At 54.6% G+C, this 12,245-nt stretch carries 11 protein-coding genes and 2 pseudogenes; 6 read left to right on the top strand and 7 right to left on the bottom strand.

Annotated features, from left to right (window positions below; all coding sequences use genetic code 11):
- Positions 1 to 131 precede the first annotated feature (131 nt).
- Positions 132 to 1,019: an AraC family transcriptional regulator gene (locus ACGK9W_RS06185; protein ID WP_008172262.1), complete on the top strand. Its 888-nt coding sequence runs from the start codon at positions 132 to 134 to the stop codon at positions 1,017 to 1,019.
- A gap of 14 nt (positions 1,020 to 1,033) precedes the next feature.
- Here ACGK9W_RS06185 and ACGK9W_RS06180 read toward each other — a convergent pair whose 3' ends face one another.
- The 4 genes from ACGK9W_RS06180 to ACGK9W_RS06165 all read right to left on the bottom strand — a co-directional run bounded on the left by ACGK9W_RS06180 (position 1,034) and on the right by ACGK9W_RS06165 (position 3,586).
- The gene (locus tag ACGK9W_RS06180; RefSeq protein WP_405419722.1) at positions 1,034 to 1,762 is read right to left on the bottom strand and encodes a LysR substrate-binding domain-containing protein; all 729 of its coding nucleotides are present in this window, start codon (positions 1,760 to 1,762) and stop codon (positions 1,034 to 1,036) included.
- Between the two features lie 12 nt (positions 1,763 to 1,774).
- The gene (locus tag ACGK9W_RS06175; protein WP_405419719.1) at positions 1,775 to 1,984 is read right to left on the bottom strand and encodes a LysR family transcriptional regulator; all 210 of its coding nucleotides are present in this window, start codon (positions 1,982 to 1,984) and stop codon (positions 1,775 to 1,777) included.
- Positions 1,985 to 2,118: 134 nt separating this feature from the next.
- Positions 2,119 to 2,442, bottom strand: a complete 324-nt coding sequence (trxA, locus tag ACGK9W_RS06170) for a thioredoxin (protein ID WP_008172259.1) — start codon at positions 2,440 to 2,442, stop codon at positions 2,119 to 2,121.
- A gap of 118 nt (positions 2,443 to 2,560) precedes the next feature.
- Positions 2,561 to 3,586 carry a lipid A deacylase LpxR family protein gene (locus ACGK9W_RS06165; protein WP_053115234.1) on the bottom strand — a complete coding sequence of 342 codons (1,026 nt, stop codon included), beginning with the start codon at positions 3,584 to 3,586 and terminating at the stop codon, positions 2,561 to 2,563.
- Positions 3,587 to 3,878: 292 nt separating this feature from the next.
- Between ACGK9W_RS06165 and ACGK9W_RS06160 the strand changes: the two genes are divergently transcribed.
- Positions 3,879 to 4,130: a hypothetical protein gene (locus ACGK9W_RS06160; protein WP_008172254.1), complete on the top strand. Its 252-nt coding sequence runs from the start codon at positions 3,879 to 3,881 to the stop codon at positions 4,128 to 4,130.
- An 88-nt stretch (positions 4,131 to 4,218) separates the two neighbouring features.
- Here ACGK9W_RS06160 and ACGK9W_RS06155 read toward each other — a convergent pair whose 3' ends face one another.
- Positions 4,219 to 5,328, bottom strand: a complete 1,110-nt coding sequence (locus tag ACGK9W_RS06155; protein WP_008172251.1) for an alcohol dehydrogenase family protein — start codon at positions 5,326 to 5,328, stop codon at positions 4,219 to 4,221.
- Positions 5,329 to 5,488: 160 nt separating this feature from the next.
- Between ACGK9W_RS06155 and ACGK9W_RS06150 the strand changes: the two genes are divergently transcribed.
- Positions 5,489 to 6,355: a LysR family transcriptional regulator gene (locus tag ACGK9W_RS06150; protein ID WP_008172249.1), complete on the top strand. Its 867-nt coding sequence runs from the start codon at positions 5,489 to 5,491 to the stop codon at positions 6,353 to 6,355.
- Positions 6,356 to 7,020: 665 nt separating this feature from the next.
- Here ACGK9W_RS06150 and ACGK9W_RS06145 read toward each other — a convergent pair.
- The gene (locus tag ACGK9W_RS06145) at positions 7,021 to 7,509 is read right to left on the bottom strand and encodes a DUF6560 family protein (protein ID WP_008172247.1); all 489 of its coding nucleotides are present in this window, start codon (positions 7,507 to 7,509) and stop codon (positions 7,021 to 7,023) included.
- 164 nt (positions 7,510 to 7,673) lie between these two features.
- Between ACGK9W_RS06145 and ACGK9W_RS06140 the strand changes: the two are divergent.
- A pseudogene (locus ACGK9W_RS06140) lies at positions 7,674 to 8,197 on the top strand (transposase); the annotation flags it as partial.
- Between the two features lie 225 nt (positions 8,198 to 8,422).
- Here ACGK9W_RS06140 and ACGK9W_RS06135 read toward each other — a convergent pair.
- Entirely contained in the window at positions 8,423 to 9,739 is a 1,317-nt protein-coding gene (locus ACGK9W_RS06135) for an IS1380 family transposase (RefSeq protein ID WP_104272564.1), read from the bottom strand.
- 98 nt (positions 9,740 to 9,837) lie between these two features.
- Between ACGK9W_RS06135 and ACGK9W_RS06130 the strand changes: the two are divergent.
- Both ACGK9W_RS06130 and ltrA read left to right on the top strand, forming a co-directional pair.
- Positions 9,838 to 10,038 (top strand): annotated as a pseudogene (locus ACGK9W_RS06130) (IS3 family transposase); the annotation flags it as partial.
- 660 nt (positions 10,039 to 10,698) lie between these two features.
- On the top strand, positions 10,699 to 12,222 hold the full coding sequence (ltrA, locus tag ACGK9W_RS06125; RefSeq protein WP_405416933.1) for a group II intron reverse transcriptase/maturase: 1,524 nt from the start codon (positions 10,699 to 10,701) through the stop codon (positions 12,220 to 12,222).
- The last annotated feature ends 23 nt before the right edge of the window (positions 12,223 to 12,245 follow it).

The raw sequence follows: 12,245 nt of genomic DNA, 5'->3' as shown, positions 1-12,245 counted from the left end.
ATCGCCGCAAGACCAAATCAGAATGGGCATTTCGATCACTGGCATGCCTTTTCCTATCATTAACGACACGACTAGGCATTTTAATGCATCGCAGGTAAGATGGCGTCTTCACCCATTCAGGAGACCGACCGATGCCCACACTCGCCCAACTGCTGGCCCCACTTGCAGCGACCGAGGGCTACAACCCAACACCGATTGAGGGCGTCGGGGTCTACCGAAGCAACGAAACCACGGGCAGAGAGCCGCTCTGTTACAGCCAGGGCATCATTATCATGGCCCAAGGCACCAAACGGGTGTTTCTCGACAACCAGGTGTACGAGTACAACCCCGACAACTACCTTGTGCTGACCCTACCCACGCCCGCTGACTGCGAGGCAATCACGCCACCCGACGGTCCCCTGCTCTCCCTGGTCATGGACCTGGATCTGTCGGCATTGCATGAGCTGGTGCGGATTTTTGATGAGTGCCGGCAGACCGGCGGCGCCAACGCTCCTTCGTTGAATGCGCACACCTTGTACGTGGCTCCGGCCACTCGCGCCTTCAACGCCAGCGTGGTGCGGCTTGCCGAGGCGCTGAATGACCCGCTGGCGGCCAAGGCCCTCGGACCGGGCCTGAAAAAGGAACTGTTGCTGCACGCGCTCCGGGGCCCGAACGGCGCCTCGCTGGTAGATCTGGTGCGGCATAACACCCAACTTTCCCGACTGGAGCCGGTGCTCAAGCACGTTCATGCGCACTTTTCGGAACCGCTGGATGTCGAACAGCTGGCCGCTCTTGCCAACATGAGTCCGGCGACCTTCCACCGCAATTTTCGGCAGGTGGCTGCGCAGTCCCCCATCCAGTACATCAAACGCATCCGGCTCACCCGAGCCCGGGAGTTGCTTTCAGATCAGGGTGTGAAGGTGAGCCAGGCCGCATCCCTGGTGGGCTACGAAAGCGCGAGCCAGTTCAGCAGGGAATTCAAGCGGTTTTACGGGCAGCCACCACAAGCGGTCACTATGGCGCTGCAAACCACCGCCTGAAACGCTGCATCGACTCAGACAGCCTTCAGCTGGTGCCGTCCACAGGGAGAATTGACCATAATGTCATGCCACCGTTCCTGGAGCAGATTCTCCATCTTCTCCCGGAGCCAAACGACTCCGGGGTCGCGGTCATGACGGGCGTGCCAGATCAGGTATAGACTCGTCGGATCGACGTCGAAGGGAAGCTCACCCATCCATAGGCCGTTCACGAAACCACAATCCTGGCTGATCAATTCTGGGACAGCAGCAATGAGGTTGGTTTCTCTGAGTACTACCGGAACTGTTGAGAAATGATTAACAGTCGCCGCTATCCGGCGGCTCATACCCTTCTGATCGAGATAGCTGTCCACGAAGCCATGGGCATCGCCTGACATACTTACCAGAAGATGTCGCGCCTCAAGGAATTCTTCCATGGTAATCTGTCGACCGGCCAGCGGATGGTCGGCGCGCATGGCGAGCACGTAGCCCCCCTCGAAAAGCCAGGTGCTTCGCAGGCTGTAATCGTGTTGAGATAAAACGCCCACCGCCACATCAACATGGGCTTCTCTCAGATCGGCGTGGGTGCCTTCGGGTGTGTAAGGCACCGCGTGTACATCAACACCGGGCGCTTCGCTTTCAAGCATTTGCACCAATTGACGCCAGATCATTTCAACAATGGCATCCGTGACCGCAACACGAAAGGTGCGGTTTGACGTGCTCGGATCAAACTGGGTTGCGCTGACCGCGTTGGTCAGTGCAAACATGTGATCGCTGACCTAGTCCCAGAGGCTTAATGCATAGGACGTGGGTTCAATCTGACGCCCTTTTCGCACAAAAAGAGGATCGTTCCAGATCTGACGCATTCGCGATATAGCATTGGAAACCGCCGGCTGCGTCATGGCGAGCCGGTCTGCTGCGCGTGTCACCGACCGCTCGGTCATGATGGCGTCAAAAATATACAACAACTGTAGTTCTTGTGTTTTCATTCCATATACCTGGGGCGATTGAACCGGCATAAGTCTGGCCCGGATTACACACAACCGCAATTGCGGTATTCCTGTAGACCTTTTGCCGCCCACAGAACGCAGAAAGCCTCCGCTAGGGAGGCTTTGGTTCCGGTTTACAGATGTCCTTTTACAAAGGTTCTCAGTTCACCCAGGCTTCCGGCTCCGGTTTTCTGGGCGATCATTCCGCCGTCATCAAAGAGAGCCAGCGTCGGAATGCTCCGGATACGCATTCTTGCAGTAATCTCGGGGCTGTCGTCCACGTTGACCTTGGCGATGGTTAGCGCCTCGCCGAACTCATCGGCGATCTCCTCTAGCATTGGTGCAACAGTTTTGCATGGCCCACACCACGGTGCCCAGAAATCCACCAGCACCGGCTGCTCGCTTTGCTCGACCGCTTCTTTAAAGTTTGTATCGGTTACTTCGATGATCTTGCTCATTTCACAGTCTCCTTTGCCCTGTGGGTTAGTGAAAGAATGAGGCCTTCACGGGGTTAAAACTAATTCCGGTGCGGTATATGTTCCATTCAGTGATCTGATGAATGGTCACCGGCGGCCTTCACAGCCGCTTGCTAAACACAATGCCACCCCAGGCGAGCGTGCGGTTTCCCGTACCAGATTTAATTTCGGAGCTTTGAACTCGCAGCACGTAACTGATTTCGCTGCCGCCGAGAAAACTGTGGGTGTAGCCTCCCCAGACTTCAGCCAGCAGAATGTTCAGATCATTGGCGGTCAGCTCGTGGTCTGAATCGCGAAACTGCCCCTGAAGAAATGCGTTGTACGCCCGCGCTTTTACGGACAAACCGCCCCAGAAATAGCTCTCACGGCCACCTGGTGCCGAAACACCCGGCGCTCGTTCGCCATAAGCCATCAGCTCAGGGTTAAAACGGTTGTCTGGCGAGGAAATCAGTCCATCACGGAACACCAGCGCCGCGCCGAATTCCGTCAAATAGCCCACTGATCCAAAATAGGTCACTTTGTATTGCTGATCGGGTTGGCTGGCGTCCAGGTACTGGTGATACGCCGCTGAGTATCGGAACGTCGGCTCACCGCCCTCCGAGATCTGATGATCCCATCCGTTTGCGCGATCGCTACCCACCACCTTGTGCACAGCATTTTGCCCGGCTTTGAACGCGTCGAGCCCGAGAATCCCGACGGTCATCGACGTTGTCCAACCGGAGCCTGCACCGGGGGATTCATAACTCTGGCTAGACGACATATAGACCAGGCTGCTGTATGGCCGATCACTTCGATCAATGTCCGATGCGCTGATCTCCTCAGGGGTAAAACCATAAGCACCGAATTCAAGCGCGGCGCTTTCGGGGATTTCGACGCTGCCCCCCACAATAGGTAGCAACAAACCGTCCAAGCCTTGGCTCACCTGGGACACGGGGTTATCAATGAATTCTTGTGAGTTGGATGAATAGGTAATGGCGAGACCCGCTGTATAGTCTCTGTCTGTTTGTGTCGGCGCAAACAGGTCATTGTCTGTCGAAAGCGCAAGTACCGAGTCGCCAGGCTCTGCGTGCGCAAAAGGAGCGAATACAACTGTTGCGAGGGAAGCAATTAGTAAACGACGAAACATAGCCAACTCCGAATTCAGATCGGTCGAAAAGTTGGCTGCTATTTTTCAAGTAGCGGGCTGGCAGGACTAATTATGGATTGATATTCAAAACATCATTGAGGGTTATGTATAAGCATAAATACGGCCACTAAATGTGCGGTTGCCCGTTAGTTACATCACGGAAAATGATGTTAGCCATACCGTTTAAGAATTATTCCTTCGGCAGCCTTCGCCTCCATAATTCTCCCATCTGATGCCCGAACAGCTTTTGCCGCGGGATCAGCTGAACCCACTCAATGTTTGGAGAATTGAAATGCGTAAAGCTGCACTGATTACCCTGGCTTCACTCATGGCTGCGACTGCCCTTCCCGCTCACGCAACTCTGGCAGACCGAAAGTCAGACCAGCCGAGCACCGAAGAGGCCCATCCCGCGCCCTACAGCGGCCAGGTCGTTATTCGTGGTGAAATTCAGGACCGGAACGCGAACCATGAAAACGCAGAGCCGGCCCCTTACAGCGGTCAGGTTGTTATCCGTGGCGAGGTGCGCTCCGAAAGCCACGGTTGAGGCATTCCTGTTTCAGAAGTTTCATTTGCGTCTTGGCACCAGGGACGGTGCGTTTTTATCAGCTTTCTCTTCCTACCTGCTCTCTTGTTCAGTGATTCTGTTCGGCAACTTCAATCGCGAGTTTGCCGGAGAAGCGCTTGGTCATAAAATCTTGCTGAGCCGTTACCACATCACGCAGAGCGTATCTTTTCGCTACTACGGGCCGGATTACATCCCGCTCAATGTAGCCAATCAGATTCTCGAACACCTTTTTGGGCTGCCAGGTGGAACCCAACAGGCTCAGATCTTTCAGGTACAGAGTACGAACATCCAGCTCCACCATTGGCCCTGCAATGGCCCCCGAGGCGACGTAACGACCGCCTCGGCTAAGCACCTCCAATAACTCCGGCCACTGCGGGCCAGCGACCAGATCCGCCACTACCTGAACGCTGTCCTGCTCCAGTACTTCCAGCAGCGATTCCCCCCTGGGAACGACCTGGTCAGCGCCCAGCAAACGCACCTCGTCGAACTTGGATTCACCGCACACGGCGATGACCTCGGCACCCCGGCGTTTCGCCAGCTGAATTGCTGCTGATCCAACGCCGCCGGAAGCGCCTGTGATTAGAATCCGTTCTCCGGCTTTCAGGTCGGCTCTGTCCAGCATGCCTTCAGCGGTTGAGTATGCACAGGGAAAAGACGCCAGCTCGGTGTCGCTCAGTGTGCTGTTAACCGCAAACACTTCGCTGGATCTCGCCACGGCATACTCGGCGTAGCCGCCATTGCACTCGGAACCAAATGTGATGAGGTTGTAGGAGGACGGGTTATCAGGCGACTGTTGCATGGGGCGAACCAGCACTCGCTCGCCGATCCGTCCCCGGTCCACTGCCTCACCGACCGCAACGATGGTTCCGCACACATCGGCTCCCTGAATACGCGGAAAGCTCAAGGGCTTTCCGGACCAGGTACCGTCTTCCTCGCTGGCCGTCTCAAATCCGGATGCCGCTCCTTGATCCGTTCCCGTTGTCACGCCCTTGGAATACCAGCCTGTGCGGGTATTTATGTCGGTGTTGTTAATGGCACTAGCACCGACCTTGATAAGCACCTCTCCCACCCCGGCCTTGGGCACGTTAAGGTTCTCCCGGAATTCGAGTTTATCCAAACCGCCATGCCCGGTGAGAACAACTCCTGTCATGGTCTCAGGGATATCGATGTGATTCATGGTGTCATCTCCTCGTTCGTGCCAGACCCATTGGCCTGATCACTAAATCGTCAATTGCAATGAATATGGCGACATCATAAAAGTGCAGAGTAGTTCAATCAAACGAATATTGCTGATATGATAATTTAGGTTTTGTGATACATGAACGAAGACGAATCCTATGAAACCCTTACTGGATCTGGACCTATTGAACACCTTCGCCGCCGTGGTAGAGGCAGGCGGTTTTAAAGAGGCATCGAGTCGCTTGTACCGCTCGCAAGCAGCTGTCAGCATGCAGATCAAGCGCCTGGAAGAACAGCTGGGGCAGCGACTTCTTGAACGGAGTAACCAGGGCATCAAGCTTACGGAGCCCGGTAAAACGTTGCTGAGTTACATTGACAGACTGCTGCGTCTGAACAATGAGACGCTGAGTGCGCTTAGCGCGGAGCCCCTGCGAGGGCCGGTGCACTTCGGAATACCCACAGATTATGCCCACCCGTTCCTAAAGCAGTTCATTCCTCGCATTCGGAAGGCCTTTCCCGAGCTGGTGCCCCGGATTACCTGTGGCCGCAGCCGTAAACTCCGGGAACTGGTAACCACCGGGGATCTGGATGTGGCCATTGTTACGGGCGAGCCTCAGTTCTCCCCGGAGAAAAACTTGTGGTCGGAAGCTCTGTACTGGTATGCCCCGGCCGGGCTACCGATCAATACAGAGGAGGCACTCCCGGTTGCCTTGCTGGAAAGCGACTGCGCGTTGCGGGATCTCGCTGCCTCGGATCTGAGGCAGTCCGGCTTGGACTATCATCCGGTACTGACCAGTTCGGACATGGCAAACCTATACTCGGCGGTCGAATCTGGACTGGCAGTGGCCCTTTTGCCAGAGTCGTCGATTACGTCCTCAAGGGTTCGCCCTTTCCAAATCGATCAGCTACCCGGGCAAAGGCTGCTGACCATGAATATAATTGACGCAGGCACCCTGAGCCCCAATTTCATGCAGCCCCTTCAGGAATGCGTCTTGTCGGCTGCCCGGGCCCTTGTCAGAGGTTGATGACCAGGCACACAGACCAAGCCGGTATGACTGAAAAAACCAGGGCACACCCCGATATTCTTTAAATACTTCGCCTCTCCGCGATCAGTAGGAACGGATCATTGGACATCAGGTGCCAATGTTATTAGATGATCGCGAGGAGGAGGCATCGAGAATCCTTTTATTTAGAGTAGTTGGGAAGGCGTAGGCGGTCGCAAAGCGAACATTCGGATAAGGCGACCAATGCCAATGGAGTTGTCTCCGTTTTGGACTTACCGCGATGCATATGACACACCTCAGCCTCAAACGGAGGCCTTTTCAAAGGCCTCGGGACTAACGGGATTGGTTAAGTGACAGCACTGCTGAACATTCCGTACGACGAGAGACCAAATAACGTGAGTGGTAGGACAATATATGCAACTGCATCAGAATACCCCCAACGAGACTCGCGCTTGCGTTTTGAACGCAGCTTGCAAACGGAATATCCGAATAAGGCAAATATGCACGCCCCAGCGTAAGGCATCCAAACTACCTCCTCAGAAGCCAGCAACGACACCGGAATTAGGGGAGACAAGCACCATAGAGTTGCTACGAAATGGGCTCCATCTACCAACTCAACGACTCTGCTCATGTCAATTAACGCCTTGCGCATCAGTTGGAAGTCCATGGCGAGGTTGATGCGTTGGTTAGGTTTGGTCATTTCTTGATATTGAGCGAACATAATTATAAAACTCAATGCTACCCGCCATATGAAGGAAGCATTCAACTTTTTGTCCCTTCGCCCCGACTATTTTAAACGAGGACCCATACCGGCCACGGCTTATGGACACGACTTCCGAAAGCGGTAATCTGACTCTTTTGCCGAAAGCTGATTGGTAGTAAATCATCTTTTCATCGAACCAAATTTTTCGACGAAAGACCTCATTCAAGCTCACTAGCCCTACTCCGACGATAGAGAAAAGAAACCAGTAAACTACTTGAATAACTCTCTCTTCTTGAATTGCAGAATATAAAACAAGGGAGAAAAACAAAGTGAATACGATCACAACTACCTTGAGTACCCAGCCATATTGAACAACCAGCCAACTTCTATCTATCGAAACCTTACCGCTAAGTATAATCCAAAAGAACACAATTTGAGCAAGGAATAGAAGTACATTGTAGAGATACTCCATTAAAACACCTAACGAATGATATAAGCTTCCCCTGCTCCCCAGGCATCGATGTGCCACATTGAAGGTGTCTGACGTCTTCAGCCAGAGCAGGAGGGGTTGTAGTGGTTCAATGATTCCGGACACCAACGTAGGTGGTAATATCGCCACCATAAACGAGGTGTCTGATGACCAGAAAGCGACGTTCTTTTTCTCCTGAGTTCAAACAGGAAGCAGCCAGCTTGGTGCTGGATCAAGGTTACACGATTCCCCAGGCGAGCGTGTCTCTGGGAATTGGTGAAAGTGCTATCCGGCGCTGGGTTAACCAATTGACCGAGGAGCGTGACGGTGTCACCCCGAAGGGCAAGGCGTTAACCCCGGAGCAGCGCCGTATTCAGGAGCTGGAAGCCCGCTGCAAGCGCCTTGAACAGGAGAAAGACATACTAAAAAAGGCTACCGCTCTCTTGATGTCGGACGACATGAATCGTACGCGCTGATAGACCAGTTGAGTGAGCGAATACCTGTTGAAATGGTCTGCAATGCGTTTGATATCAGTCGTTCTAGTTACTACGAATACCGCCAACGGCGGAACCGTGTGGATGTTGAGCGTCTGGCCCTGAAGGCCCAGGTAAACCGGCTGTTCACGAAGAGCCGCAGCTCTGCCGGCAGCCGGACAATAAAGGGCTTACTCAGCGAAGAACCTGAATCAGTGACTCCGCTCGAATATAGCACCCTGAGCCTTGGTTGGCTCACGCCTAACTCATTTTTGAAGCCAGTCCGGTTATGTTGAGAGCACGACTGTCAGTTTACCGATTGAAACACCTGCAAACCGGTCTTGCTTTGGCCGAATATTGATCAAGCTGTAACTCTCAGGCACGGGCGATCTGCCCAACAAGATGATCGGGGTGAGATCAAGCAACGAAGCGATCCGGGTTGTCTACCCGGGAGACGCAAGACCGCGATAGAGGTCACGGTAAACGGCAAAACCCGGGCAATGGCGGCCAAAGCGCAGGAACCGTTGCCTACTGCTGTGGATCAGGCGACAGGCCATGTACATCAGCTCCTGCATCACGGTTCTCAGGCGGCGGCGCTTGGCCGGGTGGCGCACAGGTGCATCGGGGCCGGTGAGCCTCAGTCCCATCCAGCGCAGTACGTTGTAGCCCAGCGTTGCAAACGTCATCACCAAGTTGTTGGTGGCGAATTTGCCTGAAGGCAAGCGCTCCAGATCCAGATCGGTTTTGAACTCACTGTGGAACTGCTCACTGGTGGCATGATCGCAATACAAGTCTATAACCTGCTGGTTGCTGGCAACACTCACTGGCAGCGATGTCACCCAGCCTTCCAGGCTGACGTCCGGTTCCAGATATAACTGGCCCTGCGCATCACTGGTACGGACCGTCACTTTGACGATCCGGCGAATGCCGGGTTCGTCCGGTAGCTCTTCCGACAGAACCGCTTCCATTTTGCCGTAGCGGCCCAGCGTCCAGACTTGCTGCTCCTGAGCTTTGTCGGCCCAGACCAGAGGGTCTTGTTTACGAGGATTCCACTTGATCAGGAAATCCACTTGTTCTTGCTGACTCAGAAAATCCCGGTTGTCGCGGGCATCGTGGGCACTGTCCAGACGCAGCAGGATGGGCGAACCAGTCAGTGACCGGGCCCGGGGTAAGACGCGTTTCAACGTTTCCAAAAAACCGTTATTGGCGTGTTGGCTGCCGGGGCGCAGTTCACACCCTAGACACCAGCCTTCCTGACCAAGGTAAGCAGCAATGGGCGCATAGCCGTCGTGCCCCTTGTAGGTGTAACTGACGCCTTCCTTGCTCGTCTGGCTGTTATCCATAGGGAAAACGTCCATGTCTAAGGCCACATGCCCCATCTTCAGGGGAGAAACCGGCGCTTCGACGGACGTCAAAAACTCACAACTGGCATCCTCCAATAAGGGCGTGAGCGCCTGGGCATCTTCATCAAATCGCTGCCGTAATCGGGCCGAGGAGGGCGATTGTTTGATCCCCATGGCGGATTTAAAAAAGGGATCTGTACGCGCTGACTCCACGGCCTCGAAATCGCTCTTGCCGAGCGTGATCAAGCCCAGATAGGTCCGGATCAGGTCGATGTTCGGAATACCGTGACGCTTGACCACGGTGCGGGCGGTTTGGGGCAGCGACGTGTGCCGATTCAGGCAGTGGCCCACCAGAGCCAGTCCGCCGTGGGGAGTGTAGACTTCGGTCTTTGATTGCTGGAGGGTGAAGGTACGCATGGGCCGGTGCACTGACTGGGTGAATGGATGTCAGGTGCGATTATATCGCCTCAGGCCTTGCGGTTGCAGGTCTGGGGATTAAATTAGACCGTGTGAAGTCACGGATTCAGGAAGAAGGCATTGTCGTCGGGCGCTTCAAGGTTCGACGTCTGATGAGCGAGTTGGGGCTGATCTGTAAGCAGCCAGGCCCTCACGCTTACAAGCAGGCCACGGTCGAACGACCGGATATCCCGAACCACCTGGCCCGCGAGTTCACGGTAGACCGGCCCAATCAGGCTTGGTGTGGTGACATCACCTACGGTGTGCCCGGAGTCCAGGGCGAGCATGGAAGCTCAAATGGACCACGAGTCTATCTGGAATATTGAACCGGTAATTCAGGAGGAAGTAACCAATCAATCCCACCCACTGTGAGGGTGGTGAGCCTGAGCGGCAGTGACCTGCGGTATGCCCGCAGGGTGATGTAACCCGCTGACAACGGGGATTGAGGCGAGGTCACTAAGCCAAGATGATCCTCAAGGCTGAGTACTGAAAGGCTGAAGAACATGAACCCATTCATCCGCCTCTGTGGGTTGAAATGTCACCACGGCTTACGTGACCTGATAAGCCGTACGGGAAGGTTGGGCAGCATGACGCATAGGCGCTGCCAAACGAAGAAGTCCAAATTGGTAGCTCGGGCTTCGGTTCAGCAGTATCCATCACAGATTGGACTGCTGCTTCCTGTCAACTTGCGGCAAGCAAGGGTAAAGAGTGCGATGGGCAGCCTCCTCAGCATGCTGGAGTCCAGATAGGTAAACCGGGGAAGGTCAATATTGGATGCCAAGGGGGCATGACCCCGATGCCAAGTTGACTGGCGGAGCTCCCGTAGTAGTCCGCGATGGGGAAAGCCCATTACATGGCGAAGGGGAGCAGTTTAAACGTGTTTGCCAAGCAAACTACCTGACCAAACAAGGTGAAGACCTTTGATAATCAGCGAAATGCAACGCAAGCTAGCGACCTGGACAACAACCGACCCCACCCGCCGGGTGGACAGGTTGTTGCGCCTGATAGCACAGCCTGACTGGCTCGCAGAAGCGGCTCGGGTCACTCTGTCTTCCAAAGGGGCAAACACGCCCGGGATAGACGGAGAGATCAAGCTGACTGTGCAGGACAGGCTGCCGGCTATTCTTCAACAGATCAGGAGTGATTTACTCTCCGATGTTTACCAGCCGTTACCGGCCCGAAGGGTGTATATCCCAAAGGCCAACGGCAAGCAACGACCACTGGGTATCCCGACCCTACGCGACCGCATCGTTCAACGGGCCATGTTAATGGCGATGGAGCCCATGTGGGAGAGCGACTTCCATACGCTCTCCTACGGGTTCCGACCGGAGCGGAGCGTTCATCACGCGATCCGTACAGTGAAACTGCAACTGACGGACAATAAGGAAACGCGCGGACGCTGGGTCATTGAAGGGGATCTGTCCAGCTACTTTGATACCGTGCATCACCGGCTTCTGATGAAAGCTGTACGTCGCAGAATCAGGGACCGACGGTTCCTGAACCTTCTCTGGCGATTCATAAAAGCCGGTCATATTGATGCAGGTCTTTTCCGGGCAGCAAGTGAGGGCGTACCTCAGGGCGGTGTTATATCGCCACTGCTATCGAATATCATGTTGCATGAGTTCGATCAGTACCTGAATAGGCGCTACCTCGGCAAAAAGGCCCGAAAGGATCGATGGTACTGGAACCACAGTATCCGAATCGGTCGAAGCTCAGCCATCCGAGAGAACCGACAATGGAAGCCAGCCGTCGCCTACTGCCGCTATGCCGATGACTTTGTGGTTATCGTCAAGGGCACCAAAGCCCAGGCAGAGGCGATTAGAGAAGAATGCCGGGAGATGCTGGAAGGAACTCTCAAGCTGACACTGAACATGGATAAGACCAAGATTACCCATGTGAATGACGGCTTCGTGTTCCTGGGGCATCGCATCATCCGCAAGCGGAGCCGCTATGGCGACATGCGGGTGGTGACGACAATCCCCCGGGATAAGGCACGTAACTTTGCAGCATCTTTAACCGCCAAGCTGTCAGGCAATTATAGTGAAAGCAAAATCGACATGGTCGAATCCATCAACCGAAAGCTGAAAGGCTGGGCGGCGTTCTACCAGTTCGTCGATTACAAAGCGAAAGTCTTCAGCTACATCGATGGTGTCGTGTTCTGGAAACTGGCCCATTGGCTGGGCCGCAAATATCGCTCCCGGCTCAAACCGCTGATGCGTCATTGGTTCAAAGCCCCGGCTTCAGGTCAAAGTAAGACTTGGGTGCTGTATGGCAAAACCAATCAGGGGCTATTCAGTGGCGCCATCCTGTACCGACTCGTCGGTCACGGGAAAAAGCGATTCCGTTGGCGTCTTCCAGAGGGTAATCCCTACCTGAGGACAGAGTCCAGAAACACGTGGACCTCTCGCTTTCCCGAAGTTGCTATGGCCTTCGCCAGCGTTTAAGCGGAGAGCCGGATGCGCTGAAA

Origin of the sequence: Marinobacter flavimaris, assembly GCF_045057155.1 — a bacterium.
In the GTDB taxonomy this organism is placed as follows: Bacteria; Pseudomonadota; Gammaproteobacteria; order Pseudomonadales; family Oleiphilaceae; genus Marinobacter; species Marinobacter manganoxydans.
Note: the sequence above shows the minus strand (reverse complement) of the source record. Positions and strands in the feature narration are given on the sequence as shown.